Here is a 25,039-nt window from a genome sequence, read left to right on the forward strand (position 1 = left end):
GACGATGCGGTCGCGGCTGCCGGCGTCTGGGAAGATCTGACCCATGGCCAGGCCCACACCCCTCTCCGGTTTCCCCGAATGGCTCCCCGACGGTCGCATCGTCGAGCAGCACGTCCTCGACACCCTGCGCCGGGTGTTCGAGCTGCACGGGTTCGCCGGGATCGAGACGCGCGCGGTCGAGCCGCTCGACCAGCTCCTGCGCAAGGGCGAGACGTCGAAGGAGGTCTACGTCCTGCGCAGGCTCCAGGAGGAGCCGCAGGACGACGCCGCGGCCGGGTCGGCCGCGAAGGGCGACAAGCAGCTCGGCCTGCACTTCGACCTGACCGTCCCCTTCGCGCGCTACGTGCTCGAGAACGCCGGGCACCTCGCGTTCCCCTTCAAGCGCTACCAGATCCAGAAGGTGTGGCGCGGCGAGCGCCCCCAGGACGGGCGCTTCCGCGAGTTCACCCAGGCCGACGTCGACGTCGTCGGCGCGGGCGAGCTGCCCTACCACTACGAGGTCGAGCTGCCGCTCGTCATGGCCGAGGCCCTGGGCGCGCTGCGCGACATCGGCGTGCCCGAGGTCCGCGTCCTCGTGAACAACCGCCGGGTCGCCGAGGGGTTCTACCGCGGACTCGGCATCGACGCGGTCGACGACGTCCTGCGCCAGATCGACAAGCTCGACAAGGTCGGCCCCGAGAGGGTCGCCGCGCTGCTCGAGTCCGAGGCCGGCACGACGCCCGAGCAGGCGCAGGCGTGCCTCGCGCTCGCGGGTATCAGCGGGAGCGACTCCGGCGTGGTCGACCGCGTGCGGGCGCTCGCGGCCGAGCACGGCGTGGAGAGCGAGCTGCTGGAGACCGGGCTCGGCGAGCTCGGCGCGCTGATCGAGGCCGCGAGCGTGCGCGCCCCGGGCGTCGTCGTCGCCGACCTCAAGATCGCGCGTGGCCTCGACTACTACACCGGGTCCGTCTACGAGACCGTGCTCGTGGGCCACGAGCAGCTCGGCTCGATCTGCTCGGGCGGGCGCTACGACACGCTCGCGTCCGACGGCGCGAACACCTACCCCGGCGTCGGCCTGTCGATCGGCGTGTCCCGGCTCGTGTCGCGCCTGCTCTCCGCCGGCCTCGTGCGCGCGACGCGGTCGGTGCCGAGCGCCGTCGTCGTGGCCGTCACGAGCGAGGAGACGCGCGACGCCTCCGACGCGGTCGCGCACGCGCTGCGCGCCCGCGGGGTGCCGGTCGAGGTCGCACCCGCGGCCGCGAAGTTCGGCAAGCAGATCCGCTACGCCGACCGGCGCGGCATCCCGTTCGTCTGGTTCCCCGGGCGCGTCGAGGACGACGGCACGCGCTCGCCCGACCAGGTGAAGGACATCCGCTCGGGGGAGCAGGTCGACGCCGACGCGGCGACGTGGGAGCCGCCCGCCGAGGACCGCTTCCCGCGCGTCGTGCCCGCGGAGGGCTGACCCCGCCGCACCGGGGAGGGGAGGGCGCCGTGACGCGACCGGTCGAGCTCGCCCTGCCCTTCCAGGGGACGTGGCTCGTGCGCAACAGCCCGGCGCGCCGCGTGCCGAGCCACGGCACCGACCTCTTCGCGACGACGTACGCGATCGACTTCGTCGCCGTCCGAGGGCGGCGCACCGCCGCCGTGCGCGACTGGCGCACCGCGCTGAGCACCGAGCCGCCCGAACGGTTCGTCGCGTTCGGGCGGCCCGTGCTCGCCCCGGCGGCGGGCACCGTCGTCGCGGTGCACGACGGCGAGCCCGACCACGAGGCCCGCCGGTCGCCCACCGCGCTGCTCGGCTACGCGCTCACGCAGGCGGCGCGGGCGCGCGGCGGTGCCGCGGCGCTCGCGGGCAACCACGTGGTGCTCGCCCTCGACCCGCCCGGCACGTACGTCGTCCTCGCGCACCTGCGCGCCGGGTCCGTGGCCGTCGTGCCCGGCCGACGGGTCGAGGCGGGCGACGAGCTGGGCCGGTGCGGGAGCTCGGGGAACTCGACGCAGCCGCACGTGCACGTGCAGGCCATGGACGCGCCGGACGCGCTCGCCGCCCGCGGGCTACCGCTCGTCTTCCGGGGCTTCCGCGAGCGGTCCCGCGACGGCTCGTCGCGCGTCGTGGACCTCGGCGTCCCGGCGGAGGGCGCGGTCGTCGAGCCTGCGTGACCGCGGTCCGGCAAGCCTCACGCCGTGAGCGCGCCCAGCCCCGTGACCCAGCCCGCACGGACCCCGACGACGACCACCGCCGCGGCGACGGCCAGCACGGCGACCGCGGCGACGACGTCGGGCACGCCGAGCGGGACGGGCCGCGCCGTGGTGCGCGGACCGGAGCCCAGGCCGCGCGACTCGAGCGCCACGGTCAGGCGCTCGGACCGGCGCACGGCGCCGACGAGGAGGGCGAACGCGGCGCTGCCGAGCGCGCGGGGGACCGGGGGAGCGTGCCGGGGCGCCGCCGCGGGTCGCGCACGGCCTGGGCGCAGCGGATCGTGTGCCAGGCGTCGGGCAGCTCGACGAGCAGCCGGTGGGCCGCGAGCACCGCGTACGTCCACGTCAGGGGCAGCCGCCCGTGCTGGTGGAGGCTCGTCATGAGGCGCACCGGGTCGGTCGTCACCGCGACCGTGAGCGAGAGGGCGCCGACGAGCAGCGTGCGCACGGCGAGCCCGGCGCCGATCGTCAGGCCGTCGGAGCCGACGGTGACCGGGCCCAGGTCTACCGGGTCGCCGCCGGGCCGGGTGGCGACGTTGACGACCAGCAGGCTGGTCGCGAACACCAGGAAGGGCACGTGCGCGAGGGCGAGCGTGCGGACCGGGACGCGTCCCGCGACCAGCAGCGCCGCGACCGAGAGCACCCACCCGATCGCGGGGGTGTACGGGTCGGTGACGAGCAGCGCACCCGTCGACACGACGAGGACGGTCGCCAGCTTGACCGTCGGGTTCCAGCGCCCGAGGGGCGTGCTGTGCGGAGCGCTCACGGGGCGACCTCCGCGAGGGCTGCGGGCGCGGTCTCTGGGGGTTCGGCCGCGACGGCGGTGCCCGAGGCGGCGTCGAGCGCCCGGACGAGCGCGCCCGGGTCCACGCCGTGCCGGCGGCCCGTGCGGGCCCACCACGCGAGCAGGGGAGGACGGCGCAGGCGGGCGCGCCGGCACAGCGCGTCGTCGGCCAGCACGGTGGCGGGCGGCCCGAGCGCCACGAGCCGGCCGCCGACGACGACGGCGACACGGTCGGCGAGGGCCGCGACGAGCGCGAGGTCGTGCGTGACGACGACCACCGCGCCGCCCGCGTCGGCGCGCTCGCGCAGCGCGTGGGCGACGGCGTCCGCCTGGGCGCGGTCGAGCCCCGACGTGGGCTCGTCGGCGAGGAGGACGGGCGGGTCGAGCACCGTCGCCGTCGCGAGGGACAGTCGCCGCTGCTCGCCGCCGGAGAGCCGGTACGGGTTCGCGTCGGCGAGGTGCGTGAGGGCGAACGCGTCGAGGGTGCGCGCGACGCGTCCGTCGACGTCGTCGAGCCGCGCGAGCCGGGCCGACCAGGCGATCTCGTCGCGGACCGTGCGCGCGAGGAGCTGGTGCTCCGGGTCCTGGAACACCATCGCGACGGGCGCGCCGGGCGCCGTCGTGACCTCGCCCGTGGTCCGTTCGAGTCCCGCCAGCCCGCGCAGGAGGGTCGACTTGCCGCCGCCGTTCGGCCCCACCACCGCGAGCACCTCGCCCGCGCGCACGTCGAGGTCGACGTCGCGCACCACCGGCGTCTCGTCCCGCCCGCGCCGCCGGCGGCCTGCCGCGGCGCGATGCACCGCGAGGCGACGGGCGCGGAGGACGACCGGGCGGTCAGGGGCGAGCGCCGCCGGGCCGGTGTCTGCGTCACGGGGGTCCGCGGCGCGGGGGTCGGCGCGCGCGAGGTCGACGAGCCAGGCGTCGGTCGCGGGCGCGCCGAGCGGGCCCGGGGCTCCGGCACGCTCCAGCCGGATGTCGAGCGGCAGCCAGCACCCGAGCGCGGCGAGCGTGGCGGCGTGCGCGCGCAGGACGGCGGTCGTGGGGCCGTGCGCGACGACGCGACCGGTGTCGTCGAGCACGAGCGTCGCGGTCGGGAGGGTCCCGACGTTGTCGAGGCGGTGCTCGACGAGCACGACCGACCGGCCGGGGGTGTCGGGCGTGTCCTGTCCGGGCGCCCGGACGAGCCTGCCCACGAGCGTCCCGACCTCGTGCGCCGCGGCCGGGTCGAGGAACGCCGTCGGCTCGTCGAGGACCACGAGCTCGGGGTCGGCGACGAGCGCCGCCGCGAGGGCGACGCGCTGCGCCTCGCCCCCCGACAGCGCGTGGGTCGGCCGGTCGTGCAGGTGGTCCGCGCCGACGGCGGCGAGCGCGGCGGTCGCGCGGGCGTCCATCGTGCGCGGGTCCGCCGCCCGGTTCTCGAGCGCGAACCGCAACTCGTCGTCGACGCGGGCGAGACAGAGCTGGTCGCCCGGCCGCTGCTGGACGAGGCCGACGCGCGCGGCGAGCGCCGCCGGGGTCGTGTCGCGCGGGTCGACGCCCGTCACGCGCAGGTCCCCCGCGACGGAGCCCGGCAGCGTGTGGGGCACGACGCCGACGAGCGCGCGCAGCAGCGTGGACTTCCCGCAGCCCGAGGGGCCCAGCACGAGCAGCCCGGTGCTCGCGGGGACGGTGAGGGTGAGGTCGTCGAGCACGCGCGTGCCGTCGTGGCCCACGGTGACGGTCAGGCCGGCGGCGGCGACGGCGTCGGGCACGTCGCCGGGCACGGCGTCCGGCGTGACCTCCGGTGCTGCGGTCGGTGCCTCAGCCACGGCGGTCGGCCCCGATCGCGAAGGCGTCGAGCGCGCCGGTGCGGGCGAGCGCGTCGCCGAGGAGGCGCGCCGCGATCCCGCACAGCACGACGCACGAGACGACCTGCACGCCGAGCCGGAGCATCGCGTAGTCCTGCCCGATCCAGCCGAAGCGGACCGCGTTGAACGCGTACGTGAAGAGCGCCGCGCTCACGCCCGACGCGACGAAGACCCACCAGCCGTAGCGGCGGTATCGGGTGAGGGCGAAGGGGATCTCGGCGCCCACGCCCTGGACGAGCCCCACGAGGACGAGCAGCGGGCCGGCGGGCGACGCGAGGAAGACCACCTCGACGAGCGCCGCGAGCGTCTCGGTGAGGACGCCGACGCCCGGCTTGCGCACGATGTACGTCGCGAGCGGGCCGACGACGATCCACGCGCCCGCGAGCACGTTGGCGGCGAGGTCCGCGAGCGGTCCCATGGCGAGCTGGAGCGGGGCCCAGAGCTGCACGAACGCCCAGTAGACGAACCCGAACACGACCCCCAGCACGGCGACGAGGACGGTCTCGTGGAGGGTGAGGCCGCGGCGTCGGGCACGGCTCGGGGGAGTGGCGACGGCGCGGTCCCGAGGGGCGGGCGTGGGACCCACGCCGTCGGGTCGGTCGTCGGGCGTGGCGGTGGGCGGGGTCGCCCGGGGCGGCGTGGTGCGGGGCTCGGTCATGCGCTTCCCTCCGTCGGGCCCCCGGGGCGAGGGGTGCACGACGGCGCGCCACCGCCGCCCCCGCGCGGACGGCACGCGCGGGGCACGGGCACGAGCGCGCAGGGGACGGTGACGTCCGCCCTGCTCCCTTCGCTGGTACGAACCAGATCAGGTTCCACGGGTCTGCAGGAGGGACGGGTGTCCGGCCTGCACTCTCAGCGCTCGTGCGCTCCCCGGGGGCGTTCGGCCCGACCCTAGGGCCTGGACGCCCGCCGGACAATCCCGGCGTCTCACCCACCGGGACGCCCGGCCGCCGTGAGAAGGTGACGGCGACGAGGCGCCCGCGCGGACCCGGGTACGGGCTCCGACTACGAGGAACGAGGCAGTGCGCATGACCCGAGACAACGACCCCGCCGCGGTCGCCGAGCTGGACCGCCTCGACGAGGCCGTGCGGAGCGCGCCCGCGGGCGACACGTCGGCCCAGATCGCGCTGTGGCGGCAGACGGTGCACCTCGGCACGTGGTTCTTCATCGCGCGGGGGTCCGAGGACCAGCCGCGTCCGTACGCCGTCGCTGCGGACCAGGGGCCCATGATCTGCCTCTACAGCAGCGCCGCGCGCGCGGACGAGGCGGCCCGGGCGCTCGGTCTGGCGGACGACGAGACAGGCGCCGTGCCGTTGCTCGGGGTACCCGTGCCGGCGGCGATCGACTACGTCGCGTCCTTCGGCGCGGCCGGGGTCGTCGGTGTCGCGCTGGACCATCCGCGCATCGGCCACCACATCCCCCTCGGGAACCTGGCGCTGCTCAAGGCGTGGTCCGCCGACGAATGACCCGCCCTTGACAGCTCGTTCGAACGTTTGTTCGAATAGCGCGATGCGGTGGGACGGACAGGCGCTCGGCGCGGACGACGGCGCGCTCCCCGGGCTGGAGCGGGTCGGCCTCGTCCGCAGCGTGCGCACGCCCGAGTTCGCGGGCATCACGTTCCACGAGGTCACCGCCAAGAGCGCGCTGTCCAAGGTGCCGGCGATGTCGCGCATGCCGTTCCGGTGGACCGTCAACCCCTACCGCGGGTGCAGCCACGCGTGCTCCTACTGCCTCGCGCCCGCCACCCCGGTGCTGCTGGCCGACGGCACGCAACGGCCGATCGGCGAGCTGCGTGTCGGCGACGAGATCGTCGGCACCGCCCCGCACGGCGCGTACCGGCGCTACGTGCGCACCCGGGTGCTCGACCGCTGGACCACCCGCAAGCGCGCCTACCGCGTGACCCTCGCCGACGGCACGCGCCTCGTGGCGAGCGGCGACCACCGGTTCCTCACCGAGCGCGGGTGGCGGCACGTCGTCGGCGGTGCCGGGCACCGTGCCCGCCTGGCGCTCGGCGACGTGCTCGTCGGGCCGGGCGCCGCGGCGCTCGCGGACGGGCGGCCCGTCCTCGACGGCCAGGACGTCACCGGCGGCGAGGCGCTGCGCGTCGACTCGCTGGAAGCACTCGACGGGCCGGGGGAGACGACGGAGCTGGTCGACATCACGACCGGCACGCGCGACTTCGTCGCCGCGGGGGTCGTGAGCCACAACTGCTTCGCCCGCCCCACGCACCAGTACCTCGACCTCGACGCGGGCGAGGACTTCGACCGGGAGGTCGTGGTCAAGGTCAACGTCGACGACGTGCTGCGGGCCGAGCTCGCCCGCCCGTCCTGGGCGCGCGAGGCCGTCGCGCTCGGCACCAACACCGACCCGTACCAGCGCGCCGAGGGGCGCTACCGCCTCATGCCCGGCATCATCGACGCGCTCGCAGGGTCGGGCACGCCGCTGTCCGTGCTGACCAAGGGCACGCTCCTGCGCCGCGACCTGCCCCTGCTCGTCGACGCGGCCTCGCGCGTCGAGGTCGGGATCGGCGTGTCCCTCGCGCTTCTGGACCCCGAGCTCCAGGCGAGCGTCGAGCCGGGTACACCCTCGCCGCGCGCGCGGCTCGACCTCGTCCGCACGGTCCGGGAGGCCGGTCTACCGTGCGGCGTCATGGTCGCCCCCGTGCTGCCGTGGCTCACCGACTCGACCCGCGCGCTCACCGAGCTGCTCGACGCCGTCAAGGACGCGGGCGCGACGGGCGTCACGGTGCTGCCGCTGCACCTCAAGCCCGGCACTCGCGAGTGGTACATGGGCTGGCTCGCGCGCGAGCACCCGCGCCTCGTCCCCGGGTACGAGCGCGTGTACGCCCGCGGCACGTACGCCTCGACGGCGTACCGGTCCTGGCTGTGGGACCGGGTGCGGCCGATGCTCGAGGCACGCGGGTTCGGGGTCGCGGGCCACCGCGGCCCCGCGGGCGTCGAGGGCCGGTTCCGCCGCGGCGAGCCCGGCGACCGGCACCGCCGGCCAGGGCCGCCGACGGACGGCGCCTACCCGGCCGGCAGCCTCGCCGTCGACCCGACGCCGCAGGACGCGCGCGACATCCACGGCGGGGCGCTCGCGGGCATGCCGGTGGACGGCGGCGGGCTCGACGTCGTCGGCGGGGGAGTGGAGCAGGTCCTGTTCTGACCTGTCTCAGGCGTCGGCGAGGCGCGCCGGGAAGCCGCCCGTCGCCACCGGTCCCCAGCGCGTGATCGTCAGCCGCACGAGCGACTTGCCCTGGGTGACCATCGCCGCGCGGTACTCGTCCCAGTCCGGGTGCTCGCCGCCGACGGCGCGGTAGTAGTCGACGAGCGGCTCGACCGACTCGGGCAGGTCGATCACCTCCGCCTCGCCATCGACCTGCACCCACGGGTCGGAGAACCGCTCGCCCAGGGACAGCAGCGACGCGCGCGGGTCGCGGCGCACGTTGACCGCCTTGGCGCGCTCCGGGTACGTCGACACGACGACCCGACCTGCGTCGTCGACCCCGTACGTGACCGGGCTGAGCTGGGGACGGCCGTCGGCGCGGGTGGTGACGAGGACGCCGTCGTGCCGGGAGCGCAGGAACTCCTCGAGCTCGTCGCGCTCGACGCGCCGGTTCGTCGCGATGGTGCGTGCCACGGGTGACCCTCCTTCGTGCGGGCGGCGGGCCGGACGGCCCTGCCGCGGCCGGTCGGCCCGTGCGCCCGCGGGCGCGGCGCCGGTCCCGGCGGTGCCGCCACGGGACGTCGCGGCGGCACCGCCACGGTATCCGGTCGCCCCGCCGGTCGAGAGCGGACCGTCGACCGCCTCCGGTCGGAGGTATCCGGTCGAGCCGCCCGCCCGCCCGCACTAGACTTCAGTGGACGCGCCCCCGCTCCGGGAGCGCGACCCCCCACCGCCCACCTGGAAGGAACCCTCCGTGCTGCGCACCCGAACGGCCGGCTCACTGCGGGCCGAGCACACCGGTCAGACCGTCACCCTCACGGGCTGGGTCGACCGTCGGCGCGATCACGGCGGCGTCGCCTTCATCGACCTGCGCGACGCCTCCGGCATCGCCCAGGTCGTCATCCGCGACGAGGCCGTCGCGCACCCGCTGCGCAACGAGTTCGTCCTCCAGGTCACGGGCGAGGTCTCGCGCCGCCCCGACGGGAACGAGAACCCGTCGCTGCCCACGGGCGAGATCGAGGTCGTCGCGACCGACGTCGTCGTGCTCAACACCTCCGAGGCCCTGCCGTTCCAGGTGTCGACGGCGCTCGCGGACACCGAGACGATCGGTGAGGAGGCGCGCCTCAAGCACCGCTACCTCGACCTGCGCCGGCCCGCCCCCGCGCACGCCCTGCGCCTGCGCGCCAAGGCGAACCAGGCCGCACGCCGCGTGCTCGACGCCGAGGAGTTCGTCGAGATCGAGACGCCGACGCTCACCCGCTCGACGCCCGAGGGTGCGCGCGACTTCCTCGTGCCCGCGCGCCTCGCGCCCGGCTCCTGGTACGCGCTGCCGCAGTCGCCCCAGCTGTTCAAGCAGCTCCTCATGGTCGCGGGCATGGAGCGCTACTACCAGATCGCGCGCTGCTACCGCGACGAGGACTTCCGTGCGGACCGCCAGCCGGAGTTCACGCAGCTCGACGTCGAGATGAGCTTCGTCGAGCAGGACGACGTCATCGCGCTCGCCGAGAAGATCCTCGTCGCGCTGTGGGAGCTCATCGGGTACACGATCCCGACGCCCATCCCGCGCATGACCTTCCACGACGCCATGCGGCTCTACGGGTCCGACAAGCCCGACCTGCGGTTCGGCAACCCCCTCGTGGAGCTCACGGACTACTTCCGGGACACCCCGTTCCGCGTGTTCCAGGCCGAGTACGTCGGCGCCGTCGTCATGGCGGGCGGGGCCTCGCAGCCGCGCCGCCAGTTCGACGCGTGGCAGGAGTGGGCCAAGCAGCGCGGCGCTCGCGGCCTCGCGTACGTGACGTTCGGCGAGGACGGCACGCTCGGCGGCCCCGTGGCCAAGAACCTGTCCGACGCCGAGCGCGAGGGCCTGCGCGACGCGACCGGCGCGCAGCCGGGGGACGCCGTGTTCTTCGCCGCGGGCAAGACGTCGGACTCGCGTGCCCTGCTCGGCGCCGCGCGCCAGGAGATCGCGAAGCGGACGGGTCAGATCGACGAGGACGCGTGGGAGTTCGTCTGGATCGTCGACGCGCCGCTGTTCAAGCCGACCGGCGAGGACGACGACGTCGACCTGGGCCACTCGGCCTGGACCGCCGTGCACCACGCGTTCACGTCGCCCACGCCCGACTGGGTCGACACGTTCGAGCAGAACCCGGGCGAGGCGCTCGCCTACGCCTACGACATCGTGTGCAACGGCAACGAGATCGGCGGCGGGTCCATCCGTATCCACCGTCGCGACGTGCAGGAGCGCGTCTTCGACGTCATGGGGATCGGGCCCGAGGAGGCACAGGAGAAGTTCGGCTTCCTGCTCGACGCCTTCAAGTTCGGCGCGCCCCCGCACGGCGGGATCGCGTTCGGCTGGGACCGCATCGTCGCGCTGCTGACGAAGTCGGACTCCATCCGCGACGTCATCGCGTTCCCCAAGTCGGGCGGCGGGTACGACCCGCTGACGCAGGCACCCGCCCCGATCACGCCCGAGCAGCGCAAGGAGGCGGGCGTCGACGCGAAGCCCGCCGCCCCGTCGCGCGACGGCGGCACCGAGGGCGGCGCGGACGGCGAGAGCGGGCGCACGGACGCCTGACCCCAGCACGCTCGACGCCGAGGGCGCGCCACCCCGCCGGGTGGCGCGCCCTCCGCGCGTCCGGGCCACGGGGACCGCTGCCGCGGTGCGGCACGAGGCCCGGACCCGGCGAGGACGAAGGCCTGAGCACGTCCCGCGCCCGGATCTTGAGCAGATCCTGAGGTTTCGCTGCGCCGACTCGGCGGGTGCCTCGCGCCGGGTCGCGCAGGATCGTGCTCGTTGAACCCCACGACGAACGAGGCACTCATGACCGCCCTGCTCACCGACCGCGACCCGGTCGACGTCGACGAGCCCGCGCCCTTCGGTACGGAGCTCGACCGCTACCAGTTCACGCCCGACGAGGTCGTGGTCCAGGAACCCGCCCGTCGTGCGACGATCGGCGCGATCATCCCTGCCTACAACGAGGGCTCGACGATCAAGTCCGTGCTCAAGGGCATCTTGCGGCAGACCCGCCTGCCGGACGTCGTGCACGTCGTGGTCAACAACACCAGCGACCGCACGTTCGCCAAGGCGTCCAAGCTCGCCGGCGAGCACACGACGCGCCGCCGCGGCGTCGAGCAGACCACGCGCGTGTACGTCCACGACCTGGGCGCCCTCGCGGACAAGAAGGTCGGCGCGCTCAACTACGGGTACCGCCTTGTGCGCGGCGCCGACTACCTCCTCGGCGTGGACGGCGACACCGTGCTGGCCAAGGACGCCGTGGAGCGGCTCGAGGCCGAGATGTCGTCCGACCCGCGCATCGGCGGGATCTCCGCGATCTACACGGTCGACAACGGCTCCCCGCGCGGACCCCTCGGCGGGTTCCTCCTCACCGGCCAGCGCGCCCAGTTCGCCGCGTTCAACATGCAGAACCTCCTGCGCGGGCGGAACATGGCCGTCCTCGGCGGCCAGGCCTCGCTGTTCCGGATGTCGGCGCTCGAGGCCGTCATGCTCGCGCACCACCAGCGCGACCCGTGGGTCTCCGACTCCGAGGTCGAGGACTCCCTCCTCAGCCTGCAGATCAAGTCGCTCGGCTACTCGACCAAGATCTCCGCGACCGCGCGCGCGACGGTCGGCGGCATGACGACGCTGCGTGCGCTCGACGGCCAGCAGGTCAAGTGGAACTACGGTGCGATCGACCTCATGTGGCCGGGTCAGCGTGGTGACACGCGAGGCCAGCCGTTCCACCCCAACCTACGGCTGCGCTGGATGGAGAACGTGAGCATGCTCGTCAACGCCGCCACGCGCATCCTGTTCGGGCTGCTCGTCGCCGGCGCGCTGAGCCTTCACGCGTTCCGCTTCTCGCCCGTCTGGCTCGTGCCGCCCGCCGTCGCGGTCGCGCTCAACCTCCGGACGGCGCTCTCCATCAAGAGCCGTACCTGGCGCGACGTGCTCTTCGCCGCGACCCTCGTCCCGGCCGAGGCCTACATGTGGATCCGCATCGGGCACTTCGTGCGCGCGTGGTCCAAGTTCCTCTCCCGCTCGCGCACCGACAACTGGGCTGCGCAGGCCAAGGCCGAGCGGGGCACCGGATGGGCCTACCTCAGCCCGCTCCTCGTCGCTCTGGTCGCTCTCGCCGCCGTGGTGTGGGCATGGACGACGATGACGCCGGGAGCCCAGTCCGCCGTCCTGTCCCTCGGGTGGCCGGTGCTCGGCGTGGTGACGATCCTCCAGACGTTCTTCATGCTGCGCCGGCTCGTGCGCCGCCACCACGGCCTCCGCGCGTGAGAGAGGACCTGCGCCGGGCGTGGACGGCGCTCGAGGACGACCTGGACGGTGACGTGCAGGCCGTCCGGCGCTTCTTCGTCGCGTACCGGGACCTCGTCGTCCCACGCGTCGACGCGGCGGCGGTCGCGCTCGCCCGGGGCGACGACGAGGAGGCGCGCAGCACGCTGCTCACCGTGCGGTCGACGTCGCTCATGGTCGGGGCCGCGGAGGTCGGGGACGCCGCCTCCGCGCTGCTCGACCGGCATTTCGCCTCGCACCGTACGACCGCGGACGAGGCGCGCGCGCTCGGGACGCTGCGGGCCGTCGCGCGCAGCGCGTGCGACGAGGTGGCGCTGCTGCTCGGCGACCCGCCGCCCGCCGCCGGTCAGCCCGTGGGGTCGAACCGGTAGCCGACGCCGCGCACGGTGCGGATCCACCGGGGCGACGACGGACCGTCGCCGAGCTTGCGGCGCAGGTTCGCGATGTGCACCTCCACGCTGCGCCGGTCCGCGTCCGTGACATACGTGCCGGCGTCGTACTCCTCGCCCCACAGGACGCGGACGAGCTCGTTGCGGCTGACGACGCGACCCGCTGCCTCGACGAGCGCTCCCAGGAGGTCGTACTCGCTGCGCGTGAGGTGGACGGCCTCGCCGTCGACCGTGGCGGTGCGGCGCGGGACGTCCAGCAGGAGCCCGTCCGACCCCACGAGGGTCGGCTCGTGGTCCGCCGGGGCGGGCCGGGCGGCGTCGGCGCCGTCCGACGGCAGGCCGCGTCGCGGGCGCCGCAGGAGAGCCTCGATGCGGGCGCGCAGCTCGCGCGGACGGAACGGCTTCGTCTGGTAGTCGTCGGCACCGGCGTCCAGGCCCATGAGGGTGTCGATCTCGTCGGTGCGCGCGGTGAGCATCACGATGTAGGTGTCGGAGATCTGACGGATGCGCCGGCACACCTCGAACCCGTCGATGTCGGGCAGGCTCACGTCGAGGGTCGTCACGACCGGGTCGGTCCGCCGGACGAGCTCCACGCCCTCGACGCCGGTCGCGGCCGCCTCGGTGACGAAGCCTGCCTGACCGAGCACCGTCTGCAGGAGATCACGGATCTCCGCGTCGTCCTCGACGATGACTGCGGTGCGTGTGTTGTCCGCCATCCGTCTCCCCCCGTGCGACTGAGTCTGCCGCCTACCGTAGCCGCCCGCGGGAGTGCCCGCGCACGAACCGTCCTCGCCGGCCGGAGCGTCTCAGTGGGTGATCGCGAGCCGACGGTGCACCCGGCGCAGCGGCCCGGGTGCCCACCAGTTGTACCGCCCGAGCAGCGTCATCGTCGCGGGGACCAGCAGGAGGCGCACGATCGTCGCGTCGATGAGGACGGCGACGGCGAGCGCGAACCCGACCTCCTTGATGACGAGCAGGTCGCCGAAGACGAAGCCCGCGAACACGACGACGATGATCGCCGCCGCCGACGTGATGATCCGCCCGGAGCGCTGCAGGCCGAGGCGGACCGCCTCGTCGTTGGAGAGCCCGGCGTCGTACAGCTCCTTGATGCGCGCGAGCAGGAACACCTCGTAGTCCATGGCGAGACCGAACGCGAACGCGACGACGAGCGCGACGACGTACGTCTCGATCCCGCCCACGGACGAGAAGTTCAGGAGCCCTTCGAGGTGGCCGTCCTGGAAGGCCCACACAAGGACCCCGAGCGAGGCGGCGAGCGACAGCGCGTTCGTCAGGAGCGCCTTCACCGGCACGACGACGGAGCCGGTCATGAGGAACAGCAGCACGAGCGTCGCGCCGACGACGATCCCCACGGCCCACCACACGCGCTCGCCGAGCGCATCGAGGAAGTCGACCTGTCCCGCCGCCTGACCGGTGACCCACACGTCGAAGCCCGGGTCCGTCGCACGGACCTCCCGCACGACCGACACGGCCTCCGGGCCACCGGCGTCGTCGGTGTCGACGTGCACGCCCACGACGGCGTACGACCCCAGCGGGGCCGCCGGGTCGACGCTCTCGACCCCGTCGAGCGCCGCCACGTCGTCGGCCCACGCCTGGGCGTCCTCGACGCTCGCGTCCAGGACGGCGACGACCTGGGCGCCCGCACTGGACGGGTACTGCGCGGCGAGCTCGTCCACGAACTCGCGCTGGGGAGAGCCCTGGGGGAGCAGCTCGATCCCGGAGTTCCGCAGCTGCAGCCCGAGCACCGGCAGCGCGAGGACCACGAGGAGCGCCGCGGTGGTGAGCAGCACCCACAGCGGGTGCCGCTGGACGCGCCCGGCGAGACGGGAGAACGCGCCCTCGTTCGACTGCACGTCCGCGGTCCGGGCGAGGACGCGGCGCAGGCCCGGGACCCGGCCGAGCAGCCCCGGGCGGGCGAGGCGGCGGCCCGAGTACGCGAGCAGCGCCGGGACGAGGGTGAGCGCCGTCGCGACGGCCACGAGCACGACGCCGAGCCCGGCCGCCCCGACCGCGCGCAGGATGTCCGGGCGGAACACCATGAGCCCCGCGATGGAGATCGCGACCGTCAGCGCCGAGAACGCGACCGTGCGGCCCGCGGTCTCCATGGTGCGCACGAGCGCCGCGTGCACCACGCCGTCGCCGCGCCGCCGGCGCAGCGACGGGTCGTCGCCCGCCTCGATCAGCCGGTGCAGCTCCTCCCGGAACCGCGACACCACGAGCAGCCCGTAGTCGATGGACAGGCCCAGGCCGAGCAGGGTGACGACGTTGACGATGGAGGCGTCGACGTCGAGCACGTACGTCAGGCCCAGCAGCACCCCGAGACCGGCACCGATCGACGCGACGGCCCCGGCCATCGGCATGGCCGCGGCGAGGAAGCCGCCGAAGACGAGCACCATGATGAGCAGCGCCACGGGGAGGGCGACGGCCTCTCCCGTCGTGAGGTCCTCCTTCACCTGGCTCGTGATCGCCTCGACGATGAGCCCGTTCGACCCCACGAGGCCTGTCGCGTCGCCCGCCGCCTCCGGGGCGGCGTCCGCGAGCACGCCCGGCACGGCCTCGAGCTGCTCGACGACGCGGTCCGCGACCGCGTCGGTGCGCTCGGCGTCGAGGTCGGTGCGCAGCGTCACGACCGAGAGGAAGCCGCGCCCGTCCTGCGCGACGAGCGACTGCGCCGCCGGGTCCTCCACGCCGCCCGGGATCACGTACGGGTCGATGACCGTGTCCACGCCCTCGACGGCGACGAGGTCGGCATCGACCCCCGTCATCGCCTCCACGACCTGCGGGTCCGCCGGGTCGACGCCGGACACCAGGAGCGTGATCTCCGTCCCGCCCTCGTCGTTCTCCGCGAGGACCTGCGACGCCCGCTCGCTGTCCGAGCCCGGGATCGTCGGCGCGCCCGTCGTCACACGGTCGAACACGCTCTCCCCGTGGACGCCGAACAGCGCCAGCGCGAAGCCGAGCGCTGTCAGCAGGACCCACACGACGACGGTGAGACGCGGGTGGCGGGCGACACGACGACCGAGGCTCGAGAACACGAGCGCCAGCATCCCACCCGCCCGCGCCGCGTGTCAGATCCCCCGCGCCCCGGGGCCGGACGTTCACCCGACCTCCTCGACCCGGCACCGCCGCGTGGGCGGCGGTGCGTAGGCTCGAGCCATGTCCACCGGTGATCTCTTCGGCGGCGACCTCTTCGGTGCCGCCACGTCCGGCGCGCAGGGCACGCCGCGACCCGGACCGGGGGCCCCGCTCGCCGTGCGCATGCGCCCCGCCACCCTCGACGAGGTCGCGGGCCAGTCCCACCTCCTCGTGCCCGGCTCGCCCCTGCGGCGGCTCATCCGGTCCGGCAGCGAGAGCGACGCGTCCGGCGGCCGCGCCGCGCCCGGCTCCGTCATCCTCTGGGGCCCGCCCGGCACCGGGAAGACGACGCTCGCCTACCTCATCGCGACCGCCTCCGGCCGCCGCTTCGTCGAGCTCTCCGCCGTCACCGCGGGCGTCAAGGACGTGCGCACCGTCGTCGAGGACGCCCGGCGCCGCCTCGCCACCGGCGGCGAGGAGACCGTCCTCTTCATCGACGAGGTGCACCGCTTCTCCAAGTCCCAGCAGGACGCGCTCCTGCCCAGCGTCGAGAACCGTTGGGTCACGCTCGTCGCGGCGACCACGGAGAACCCGAGCTTCTCCGTGAACTCACCCCTGCTCTCCCGCTCGCTCCTGCTCACGCTCCAGCCTCTCGGGGACGACGACGTCCGCGCCCTCGTGCGGCGCGCCGTCGCCGACGAGCGAGGGCTGGGCGGCCTCGTCGCGCTCACCGACGAGGCCGAGGACCACCTCGTGCGCCTCGCGGGCGGCGACGCGCGCAAGGCGCTTACCGTGCTCGAGGCCGCCGCGGGCGCCGCGCTGTCCGACGCCCCGGTGCCCGTGCCCGCGACGGCCGTCCCGGCCGGCGACGACGCCGCGCTCCCGGAGGGTGCGGGGAGCGGAACGCCCGACGCCGGCCTCCCGCCGGTGCCCGTCGACCTCGACGCGGTCGAGCGCGCCGTCGACGTCGCCGCCGTGCGGTACGACCGCGACGGCGACCAGCACTACGACGTCGTGTCCGCGTTCATCAAGTCGATGCGCGGCTCCGACGTCGACGCCTCGCTGCACTACCTCGCCCGCATGATCGCGGCAGGGGAGGACCCGCGCTTCATCGCCCGCCGCATCGTCATCGCCGCCGCGGAGGACGTCGGCATGGCCGACCCCTCGGCGCTCCAGACCGCCGTCGCCGCCGCCCAGGCCGTCCAGCTCATCGGCATGCCCGAGGGACGCATCGTCCTCGCCGAGGCCGTCGTGCACCTCGCGACCGCGCCCAAGTCGAACGCCGCCTACCTCGGGATCGACGCAGCGCTCGCGGACGTGCGGGCCGGTCGGGCGGGGTCCGTCCCGCCGCACCTGCGTGACGCGCACTACCCGGGCGCCAAGCAGCTGGGGCACGGCGCGGGCTACCGGTACGCGCACGACGCGCCGCACGGTGTCGCGGCGCAGCAGTACCTGCCGGATTCTCTCGTGGGGTCGCGGTACTACACGCCGACGGACCGCGGGTACGAGCGGCAGGTCACGGAGCGCCTCGGGCGCATCCGCGACATCCTCGACCAGGACGGCCCCGCGCGCTGACGGGGCGGGGACCACGGCGCCCCGCGTGCGGTAGACTGCTCAGGTTGCCTTCGCGGCGACCACCTGGGACCTCGGCCCCGACCCCTCGCTCCTCCTCGCGGTGGAGCGTGCGGTCCATCGGCTGGTCCCGCACCCGGACCCGGTTCTCGGGACCAGGTGTGACGTCAGAACCCGAACGACAGGAATGAGATACCGCTGTGACGTCTGTCAAGCGCTCGCGCCGCCAGGTCCGCCTGAGCCGCGCCCTGGGCATCGCCCTCACCCCGAAGGCCGTCAAGCACTTCGAGAAGCGCCCGTACCCCCCGGGTGAGCACGGCCGCGCCCGCCGCCGCACCGAGTCGGACTACGCGGTCCGTCTCCGCGAGAAGCAGCGTCTGCGCGCCCAGTACATGCTCCGCGAGAAGCAGCTCGCGCGTGCGTACGAGGACGCCCGCAAGGACAAGGGCCTGACCGGTGAGGCGCTCGTCGAGAACCTCGAGATGCGTCTCGACGCCCTCGTGCTCCGCGCCGGCTTCGCCCGCACCATCCTGCAGGCGCGCCAGGCGGTCACGCACCGCCACATCCTCGTCGACGGCAAGATCGTGGACCGCCCGTCGTTCCGCGTGAAGCCCGGCCAGACCCTCCAGGTCAAGCCGAAGAGCCAGGCGACGACGCCGTTCCAGGTCGCGGCCGCGGGTGCGCACCGCGACGTGCTGCCGGCCGTCCCGGGCTACCTGGACGTCCAGCTCGAGAAGCTCAGCGCGGTGCTCACGCGTCGCCCGAAGCGCGCCGAGGTCCCCGTGCAGTGCGAGGTCCAGCTCGTCGTCGAGTACTACGCTCGCTGATTTCTGCCCCGGACGCCTCGCTCACCGCTTCGTCGGCGAGCGGGGCGTTCGTGCGTCCGGGCCGGTGCGTCGGCCCGTCCCCGCGAGGGCGCCGTCGCGCCGTGCCCGACGACGGTCCCCGCCCTGGTGCGGGTAGTGTTTCGCGGAGCCGTGGGTACGTCCGCGAGGAGCCCGCGGCGACGACCGTCCCGCGCGCACGGCGCGCGGGTGCCGCGCCTGCGGCACCGTGACTGGCACTGGAGGAAGAATGTCCCTGGGAGATGTGGCCGGCCTCATCGCAGCCGTCGCGTTCGTGCTGCTCGTCGGCCTGCTCGCGGTGCCGCTCCTCAAGCTCGGCCGCGTGCTCGACGAGGCGCGCGCGAGCATCAAGGAGGTCACCGACCACTCGGTGCCGATCCTTGACGAGGCCGCGACGACCGTCGCCACGACGAACAGCCAGCTCGTCAAGGTCGACACCATCACCACGTCGGCCGCCCAGGTGAGCGAGAACGTCTCCGCGCTCACGGGCCTGTACGCCGCCACGTTCGGTGCGCCGCTGGTCAAGGTCGCGGCGTTCACGTACGGCGTGCGCCAGGCTGCCGCGCGCTCGTTCGGCGGCCGGCGGTCGTCGGGCAGCTCCGCGAGCCGCGCCGAGGGGTCGCGCTGATGCGCCGGGTCTTCTGGATCGGCGTCGGGGTCGCGATCACGGTCGTGGTCGTCGTGCGCGGCAAGAAGGTCCTCGCGCGTTACGCGCCGGCGTCGCTCGTGGACCAGGCGACGGAGCAGGTGAACGGCCTCGGCGAGAAGGTCGTCGAGATCGCCCGCGACTTCCGCACGGAGTTCGCGCTCGCGCGCGACGCGCGCGAGCAGGAGCTCATGGCGGCGCTGCTCGCCGAGGGCCAGGAGGACCCGGACGCCGTCCGCGCGCGTCGCGCGGCCGGACGCCACGCGCGCCCCGCCGGCGCCGACCGTGACGCCTTCGACGACGCGGACGACGTCGAGGACCTGCTCGGTTACTCCTTCTAGGACGCCGAGCCCGCGGCGCCCACCGCACCACCCCGCACGACCACCGACCTCTTTCCGAAGGACATCATGCGCACCGCCGAGATCCGCAAGCGCTGGCTCGACTACTTCGCCGACCGCGACCACACCGTCGTGCCGTCGGCGTCGCTCGTCTCCCCGGACCCGTCCACGCTGTTCACCATCGCGGGCATGGTCCCGTTCATCCCGTACATGACGGGGGAGCAGACCCCGCCGTGGGACCGCGCGACGAGCGTCCAGAAGTGCGTGCGCACCCTCGACATCGACGAGGTCGGCAAGACGACGCGCCACGGCACGTTCTTCCAGATGAACGGCAACTTCTCGTTCGGGGACTACTTCAAGGAAGGCGCGATCACCTACGCCTGGGACCTGGTCACGGGCTCGCGCGACGAGGGCAAGTACGGGTTCGACCCGGAGACCGTCTGGGTCACCGTCTACCACGACGACGACGAGGCGCGGCAGCTCTGGAAGCGCATCGCCGGCCTGCCGGACGAGCGCATCCAGGCCCGCGGCAAGAAGGACAACTACTGGTCCACGGGCCAGCCCGGCCCCGCGGGCCCGTGCTCGGAGATCTACATCGACCGCGGTCCGGAGTTCGGCCAGGAGGGTGGCCCCGTCGTCGACGAGGACCGCTACCTGGAGATCTGGAACCTCGTCTTCATGCAGTACGCGATCGACGACGTGAAGTCCAAGGAGGAGTTCCGGATCGTCTCGGAGCTCGCGCGCAAGAACATCGACACGGGCATGGGCCTGGAGCGCGTCGCCTACCTGCTCCAGGGCAAGGACAACCTCTACGAGATCGACGAGGTGTTCCCCGTCATCACCGCGGCCGAGGCGCTCTCGGGCAAGCGCTACGGCGCGAACCACGAGGACGACGTCCGCATGCGCGTCGTGGCCGACCACGTCCGTTCGGCCCTCATGATCATGAGCGACGGCGTGCGCCCGTCCAACGAGGGCCGCGGCTACGTGCTGCGCCGTCTGCTGCGCCGCTCGGTGCGCGCGATGCGCCTGCTCGGCGTCGAGGACCGCGCCATGCCCGCGCTGCTCCCGGTGAGCCGCGACGCGATGGCGCCGTCGTACCCGGAGGTCGCGACGGACTTCGCGCGCATCTCCGACGTCGCGTACACCGAGGAGGACGCGTTCCGTCGCACGCTCACGGCCGGCACGACGATCCTCGACACCGCCGTGTCGCGGGCGAAGGCCGCGGCCGGCTCGGGCGGGACGCCGCTGCTCGGCGGCGACCAGGCGTTCGCGCTGCACGACACGTACGGCTTCCCGATCGACCTCACGCTCGAGATGGCCGCCGAGCAGGGCGTCCAGGTCGACGAGAAGGCGTTCCGCGCGCTCATGACCGAGCAGCGCCAGCGCGCGCGCGCCGACGCGCTCGCGAAGCGCTCCGGCGGCGTCGACACGGCCGCGTACGAGTCGCTCGCGTCCGAGCTCGCGGCACCCGTGGAGTTCCTCGGGTACACCGAGTCGTCCGCGGCGGTGCGCGTCGCCGGCCTGCTGGTCGACGGCGTCCCCGCCCCGGCCGCGACGGCCCCGGCGGACGTCGAGGTCGTGCTCGACCGCACCCCGTTCTACGCGGAGGCCGGTGGCCAGCTCGCCGACCACGGCACGATCGTGCTCGACGGCGGCGCGACCATCGAGGTCGACGACGTGCAGCGCCCGATCAAGGGCCTGTCGGTGCACCGCGGCCGCCTGGTCGAGGGCACCGCGGCGCTCGGCGACCCGGGCACCGCGACGATCGACCGCGACCGCCGCAAGGCGATCAGCCGTGCCCACTCGGCGACGCACATGATCCACAAGGCGCTCCAGGAGTCGCTCGGCAAGGACGCGACGCAGGCCGGGTCGGAGAACGCGCCCAGCCGCATCCGCTTCGACTTCCGCCGCTCGTCCGCCGTGCCCTCGGGCGCGCTCTCGGAGATCGAGGAGCGGGTCAACACGCAGCTCCAGGAGAACCTCGAGGTCACGGACCAGCTCATGCCGATCACCGAGGCGCGCGCCCTGGGGGCGATGGCGCTGTTCGGCGAGAAGTACGGCGACACCGTGCGCGTCGTCTCCATCGGCGGCGACTGGTCGCGCGAGCTCTGCGCCGGGACGCACGTGCAGCGCACGGGCCAGCTCGGTCTCGTCACGCTGCTCGGCGAGTCGTCGATCGGCTCGGGCGTGCGGCGCGTCGACGCGCTCGTCGGGAACGGCGCGTACGGGTTCCAGGCGAAGGAGCACGCGCTCGTGGGCCAGCTCACGGGTCTGCTCAACGTGCGCACGGAGGAGCTGCCCGACCGGGTGAGCACGCTCGTGTCGCGCCTGCGCGACGCCGAGAAGGAGCTCGCCCAGCTTCGGCAGGCGCAGCTCCTCGCGGCGGCCGGCACGCTCGCCGCCGGGGCGGAGCTCGTGGGCGGCACGCGCGTCGTCGTGCACGACGCCGGCGAGGTCGCGTCGGCGGACGACCTGCGCGCGCTGGCGCTCGACGTGCGCGGCCGGATCGGCGAGGCGGAGCCTGCGGTCGTCGCCGTCGGCGGCGTCTCCAAGGGCCGCCCGCAGGTCGTCGTCGTGACGAACGCCTCCGCGCGCGCGGCCGGGCTGCGCGCCGGCGTGCTCGCCAAGGCCGCGGCCCAGACGCTCGGTGGCGGTGGTGGCGGCAAGGACGACATGGCCCAGGGCGGCGGCACGGACGTGTCCGCCCTGCCCGCCGCCCTCCGGGGCGTGCGCGACGGCGCCGCGGCGGGCGCGTGACCGGCCTGCCCGTGCAGCCCGCCGACGACGGGCGCGCCCCCCTCCCGCGGGGGGCGCGCCTCGGCGTCGACGTGGGCAGCGTCCGCGTCGGCCTGGCTGCGAGCGACCCCGACGGGCTCGTCGCGACCCCCGTCGAGACCCTCGCGCGCGACACCCGCGGCGGCGCGGCGGTCCCCGCCGACGTCGCCCGCATCGCGGCCGAGGTCGAGGAGCGCAACGCCCAGGTCGTGTACGTGGGCCTGCCGCGTCACCTCTCGGGCGGGGAGGGCGCCGCCGCCCAGGGCGCGCGGGCGTACGCTGGTGCGGTGGCTCGCGTCGTCGCACCGGTGCCGGTGCACCTCGTCGACGAGCGGATGACGACCGTCAGCGCCCACCAGGCGCTGCACGCGTCGGGACGCGCCGGTCGCAAGCACCGGAGCGTCGTCGACCAGGCCGCCGCCGTTATCATTCTGCAATCCGCTCTCGAGGCCGAGCGGGGCGCGGGGGTGCGCGCCGGAGAACCTGTAGACCCGACAGGAGACCACCGACCGTGACCGACCTGTTCGAACGGCCCGCAGTCCAGGGCGAGCAGCAGCCCGCGCGCTCCTCGCGCGCCGAGCAGCGCGCGCGCCGGGCCGCGAAGAAGCGACGCCAGCGCCGCCGCCGCCGGGCCCTCGTGGTCCTGCTCGTCTCGCTCCTCGTGGTGGGCGGAGCGGGCTATCTCCTGCTCAACAACGCCTCCGACCTGTTCGGGTTCGCGAACCCGCTCGAGGCGAAGGACTTCGACGGCCCGGGGACCGAGCCCGTCGACGTCGTGATCGAGCCGGGGTCCACGGGCCGCGACATGGGGGCCGTGCTCACCGAGGCGGGCGTCGTCGCGAGCTCAGCGGCGTTCGCGAACGCGTTCGAGGAGAACCCGAACGCCGGCAAGATCCAGCCGGGCACGCACACGCTGCTGCTCGGCATGTCGGCGAAGGACGCCGTCGCGCGTCTCGTGGCGAACGACTCGCGAGTCGAGACGAAGATCACGATCCCCGAGGGCTACACCGTCAAGCAGATCCTCGAGCGGTCGTCCTCCGTCACCGGGATCCCTGTCGCGGAGTTCGAGGCGGCCATGGCCGACACCGCCGCCACGGGCCTGCCCGCTGAGGCGAACGGCAACTACGAGGGCTGGCTCTACCCGACGACGTACGTCCTCGAGCCGGGTGACGTGAGCCCGCAGTCAGTGATCCAGCAGATGGTCTCGCAGACCGTGATGAAGCTGGACGAGCTGGGGGTTGCCCCTGAGGATCGGGAGACCGTCCTGAACAAGGCCTCTCTGATCGAGCGGGAGGCGAAGTACGCCCCCGACCGACCAAAGATGGCCCGCGCGATCGAGAACCGCCTGGCCATCAACATGGCGCTCGAGATCGACGCGGCGGTCGCCTACGGCCTCGACAAGCCGGGTACCGAGCTCACGCGCGAGGACACCCGGAACCCCGACAACCCGTTCAACACCTACGCCCACAAGGGTCTGCCCCCGACTCCGATCGCGAGCCCAGGCGCCGACTCGCTGGCGGCCGTGGTGAGTCCGGAACCAGGCGACTGGATCTTCTGGACCGCGGTCAACCTGGAGACTGGCGAGACCAAGTTCGCGGTGACGTGGGACGAGCACCAGAAGAACGTGGCCGAGCTGCGTCGGTGGCAGGCGGAGAACGGCGGGTGAGCACCAAGCGCCCGCCGCGACGTGCGGCCGTCCTCGGCCACCCCGTCGCGCACTCGCTGTCCCCGGTGCTGCACCGTGCCGCGTACGACGCGCTCGGGCTGGACGGGTGGTCGTACGAGGCGATCGACACCACCGAGGAGGAGCTCCCGGCCTTCGTCAACGGCCTCGACGCCTCGTGGGCGGGTCTGAGCCTCACCATGCCGCTCAAGCACGCGGTGATCTCTCTGCTGGACCATGTCGACCCGCTCGCGAACGTCGTCGGGGCGGTCAACACGCTCGTGGTGCAGCCCACGGGCGGGACGCGACCGACGTTCGTCGGGACGAACACCGACGTGCACGGCCTCGTGGCGGCGCTTCGCGAAGGGCTGGGGGAGCGGGAGGTGCGCTCCGCCGTCGTGCTGGGCGCCGGGGCGACCGCCGCCTCGACGCTCGCCGCGCTCGCGCAGCTGGGCTGCGCGGCGCCGACCGTCCTCGTGCGCTCGCTCGGGCGCACGGGCAGCCTCCAGCGCGCCGCGCACCGGATGGGCGTCGAGCCGCGGTTCGAGGTGCTGGACCCGGCGTCGCCCGCGCTCGTCGACCGCCTCGCGCGCACGGACGCCGTCGTGGCCACCCTGCCGTCGCGTGCCGCCGACCCGGTGGCGGACGCGCTGTCCCGGGCCGGGGCGACGCCCGGCGGGGTCCTCCTCGACGTCGTCTACGACCCCCGGCCCACCGCGCTGTCCGTCGCCTGGACCGCGGGCGGCGGCACCGTCGTCGGCGGCGAGCGCATGCTCCTGCACCAGGCGGCCGAGCAGGTGCGGCTCATGACGGGCAAGGCAGCCCCGCTCCCCGCGATGGATCAGGCGCTGGCGTCCGCGCTGGGTGTCCCCGCCTGACGCGTCCTCGTTGCCTGCATAGTTGCGCGGCGATGGGCCCTGGTCTATGTTCGCCCGCGACACTGTTGTCTGTTTAGGGGGGATTTATGAGAATCGTACGACGACTGCTCGCTGTGACGATGACTGCCGGACTGCTCGTCAGTGGCGGCGTCCTCACCGCCACGTCTGCCGCTGCCGCTTACCCGACGTGCAACACGATCGGCATTCGCAACGGCATCGCCACTCCCTACGCCTCAGCCGCGGGGACCTATACGTGCAACCTGCGGTATCTCAACACTGGTGCCGGGGTGCGTGCGCTTCAGGACTCGCTGAACGAATGCCACGGCTTCAATCTTGTCCTCGATGGCTCTTACGGTCGGGCTACGCAGGCCGCGGTTCTGAAGTTCCAGAAAGACCGCGGTCTGGAGGCCGATGCCGTCTACGGGCCTCAGACGCGCAACGCGATCAAGTGGGTGTTCTGGAGCAACGGAACGCCCCGGCCGTCCTGCCACTCGTACTGACCGTCCTGCCACTCGTACTGACCAGCAACGCCGGCGCGGCGTGGCCCGAGTCCGCTCGAGTCA

23 protein-coding genes and 1 riboswitch are annotated in these 25,039 nt (G+C 74.2%); of the genes, 16 read left to right on the forward strand and 7 right to left on the reverse strand.

Translation table 11 applies throughout. The features are described from left to right. The first annotated feature begins 43 nt into the window (after positions 1–43). Positions 44–1,441, forward strand: coding sequence for a histidine--tRNA ligase (gene hisS, locus BJP59_RS07565; protein ID WP_194522605.1), 1,398 nt, complete (start codon positions 44–46; stop codon positions 1,439–1,441). 29 nt (positions 1,442–1,470) lie between these two features. Then, entirely contained in the window at positions 1,471–2,139 is a 669-nt protein-coding gene (locus BJP59_RS07570; RefSeq protein WP_194522606.1) for a M23 family metallopeptidase, read from the forward strand. A gap of 17 nt (positions 2,140–2,156) precedes the next feature. Here the strand turns inward: BJP59_RS07570 and BJP59_RS07575 are convergent, their stop codons facing one another. From BJP59_RS07575 to BJP59_RS07590, 4 genes are read right to left on the reverse strand one after another with little or no spacing between them, the layout of a single operon-like run. After that, positions 2,157–2,330 carry a hypothetical protein gene (locus tag BJP59_RS07575; RefSeq protein ID WP_194522607.1) on the reverse strand — a complete coding sequence of 58 codons (174 nt, stop codon included), beginning with the start codon at positions 2,328–2,330 and terminating at the stop codon, positions 2,157–2,159. Positions 2,331–2,332: 2 nt separating this feature from the next. Then, the gene (locus BJP59_RS07580) at positions 2,333–2,944 is read right to left on the reverse strand and encodes an energy-coupling factor transporter transmembrane component T family protein (RefSeq protein WP_194522608.1); all 612 of its coding nucleotides are present in this window, start codon (positions 2,942–2,944) and stop codon (positions 2,333–2,335) included. After that, positions 2,941–4,770 (reverse strand): ABC transporter ATP-binding protein, encoded by a 1,830-nt coding sequence (locus BJP59_RS07585; protein ID WP_194522609.1) that lies wholly within the window; start codon positions 4,768–4,770, stop codon positions 2,941–2,943. Before BJP59_RS07585 ends, BJP59_RS07580 begins: the two co-directional genes overlap by 4 nt. Continuing rightward, the gene (locus BJP59_RS07590) at positions 4,763–5,467 is read right to left on the reverse strand and encodes an ECF transporter S component (RefSeq protein WP_194522610.1); all 705 of its coding nucleotides are present in this window, start codon (positions 5,465–5,467) and stop codon (positions 4,763–4,765) included. The genes BJP59_RS07585 and BJP59_RS07590 overlap by 8 nt, the downstream gene beginning before the upstream one ends. Positions 5,468–5,572: 105 nt before the next feature. Further along, positions 5,573–5,692, reverse strand: a riboswitch (TPP riboswitch). A 145-nt stretch (positions 5,693–5,837) separates the two neighbouring features. Between BJP59_RS07590 and BJP59_RS07595 the strand changes: the two genes are divergently transcribed. Together BJP59_RS07595 and BJP59_RS07600 are read left to right on the forward strand one after the other, a co-directional pair. Next, a complete protein-coding gene (locus BJP59_RS07595; RefSeq protein WP_021483697.1) occupies positions 5,838–6,275 on the forward strand; it encodes a hypothetical protein in 438 nt (145 codons plus the stop codon). Positions 6,276–6,318: 43 nt separating this feature from the next. Next, positions 6,319–7,974, forward strand: a complete 1,656-nt coding sequence (locus BJP59_RS07600) for an Rv2578c family radical SAM protein (RefSeq protein WP_194522611.1) — start codon at positions 6,319–6,321, stop codon at positions 7,972–7,974. Positions 7,975–7,980: 6 nt separating this feature from the next. On the opposite strand, the gene BJP59_RS07605 is transcribed toward BJP59_RS07600, so the two are convergent. Beyond that, a complete protein-coding gene (locus tag BJP59_RS07605; RefSeq protein WP_043660852.1) occupies positions 7,981–8,448 on the reverse strand; it encodes a PPOX class F420-dependent oxidoreductase in 468 nt (155 codons plus the stop codon). A 280-nt stretch (positions 8,449–8,728) separates the two neighbouring features. Between BJP59_RS07605 and aspS the strand changes: the two genes are divergently transcribed. From aspS to BJP59_RS07620, 3 genes are all read left to right on the forward strand, one after another. Beyond that, entirely contained in the window at positions 8,729–10,552 is a 1,824-nt protein-coding gene (gene aspS / locus BJP59_RS07610) for an aspartate--tRNA ligase (protein WP_194522612.1), read from the forward strand. A 246-nt stretch (positions 10,553–10,798) separates the two neighbouring features. Next, positions 10,799–12,259 (forward strand): glycosyltransferase family 2 protein, encoded by a 1,461-nt coding sequence (locus BJP59_RS07615; protein WP_076404905.1) that lies wholly within the window; start codon positions 10,799–10,801, stop codon positions 12,257–12,259. Beyond that, positions 12,256–12,648, forward strand: a complete 393-nt coding sequence (locus BJP59_RS07620; protein WP_061267266.1) for a hypothetical protein — start codon at positions 12,256–12,258, stop codon at positions 12,646–12,648. The genes BJP59_RS07615 and BJP59_RS07620 overlap by 4 nt, the downstream gene beginning before the upstream one ends. Here the strand turns inward: BJP59_RS07620 and BJP59_RS07625 are convergent. Together BJP59_RS07625 and BJP59_RS07630 are read right to left on the reverse strand one after the other, a co-directional pair. Further along, positions 12,624–13,382 carry a response regulator transcription factor gene (locus BJP59_RS07625; protein WP_061267267.1) on the reverse strand — a complete coding sequence of 253 codons (759 nt, stop codon included), beginning with the start codon at positions 13,380–13,382 and terminating at the stop codon, positions 12,624–12,626. The genes BJP59_RS07620 and BJP59_RS07625 overlap by 25 nt on opposite strands. A 90-nt stretch (positions 13,383–13,472) precedes the next feature. Beyond that, positions 13,473–15,719, reverse strand: coding sequence for an MMPL family transporter (locus tag BJP59_RS07630; RefSeq protein WP_336244616.1), 2,247 nt, complete (start codon positions 15,717–15,719; stop codon positions 13,473–13,475). A gap of 121 nt (positions 15,720–15,840) precedes the next feature. On the opposite strand from BJP59_RS07630, the gene BJP59_RS07635 reads away from it, so the two are divergent. The 9 genes from BJP59_RS07635 (at position 15,841) to BJP59_RS07675 (ending at position 24,976) form a co-directional block, all read left to right on the forward strand. Further along, positions 15,841–17,334 carry a replication-associated recombination protein A gene (locus BJP59_RS07635; RefSeq protein ID WP_194522614.1) on the forward strand — a complete coding sequence of 498 codons (1,494 nt, stop codon included), beginning with the start codon at positions 15,841–15,843 and terminating at the stop codon, positions 17,332–17,334. A 197-nt stretch (positions 17,335–17,531) separates the two neighbouring features. Continuing rightward, on the forward strand, positions 17,532–18,158 hold the full coding sequence (gene rpsD / locus BJP59_RS07640; protein WP_021483439.1) for a 30S ribosomal protein S4: 627 nt from the start codon (positions 17,532–17,534) through the stop codon (positions 18,156–18,158). 247 nt (positions 18,159–18,405) lie between these two features. Then, positions 18,406–18,804 (forward strand): DUF948 domain-containing protein, encoded by a 399-nt coding sequence (locus BJP59_RS07645; RefSeq protein WP_034650677.1) that lies wholly within the window; start codon positions 18,406–18,408, stop codon positions 18,802–18,804. Next, complete coding sequence (locus BJP59_RS07650) at positions 18,804–19,163, forward strand: hypothetical protein (protein WP_086150367.1); 360 nt, start codon at positions 18,804–18,806, stop codon at positions 19,161–19,163. Before BJP59_RS07645 ends, BJP59_RS07650 begins: the two co-directional genes overlap by 1 nt. A gap of 66 nt (positions 19,164–19,229) precedes the next feature. Next, on the forward strand, positions 19,230–21,917 hold the full coding sequence (alaS, locus tag BJP59_RS07655) for an alanine--tRNA ligase (protein ID WP_194522615.1): 2,688 nt from the start codon (positions 19,230–19,232) through the stop codon (positions 21,915–21,917). Continuing rightward, positions 21,914–22,450, forward strand: coding sequence for a Holliday junction resolvase RuvX (ruvX, locus tag BJP59_RS07660; protein WP_228485331.1), 537 nt, complete (start codon positions 21,914–21,916; stop codon positions 22,448–22,450). The genes alaS and ruvX overlap by 4 nt, the downstream gene beginning before the upstream one ends. After that, a complete protein-coding gene (gene mltG / locus BJP59_RS07665) occupies positions 22,447–23,601 on the forward strand; it encodes an endolytic transglycosylase MltG (protein ID WP_021483079.1) in 1,155 nt (384 codons plus the stop codon). The genes ruvX and mltG overlap by 4 nt, the downstream gene beginning before the upstream one ends. Further along, the gene (locus BJP59_RS07670) at positions 23,598–24,476 is read left to right on the forward strand and encodes a shikimate dehydrogenase (RefSeq protein WP_194522616.1); all 879 of its coding nucleotides are present in this window, start codon (positions 23,598–23,600) and stop codon (positions 24,474–24,476) included. Before mltG ends, BJP59_RS07670 begins: the two co-directional genes overlap by 4 nt. Positions 24,477–24,595: 119 nt before the next feature. Beyond that, positions 24,596–24,976, forward strand: coding sequence for a peptidoglycan-binding domain-containing protein (locus BJP59_RS07675; protein WP_228485411.1), 381 nt, complete (start codon positions 24,596–24,598; stop codon positions 24,974–24,976). Positions 24,977–25,039: the final 63 nt, after the last annotated feature.

The sequence above is a fragment of the Cellulosimicrobium sp. JZ28 genome (assembly GCF_015327065.1).
Lineage (GTDB): Bacteria > Actinomycetota > Actinomycetes > Actinomycetales > Cellulomonadaceae > Cellulosimicrobium > Cellulosimicrobium funkei.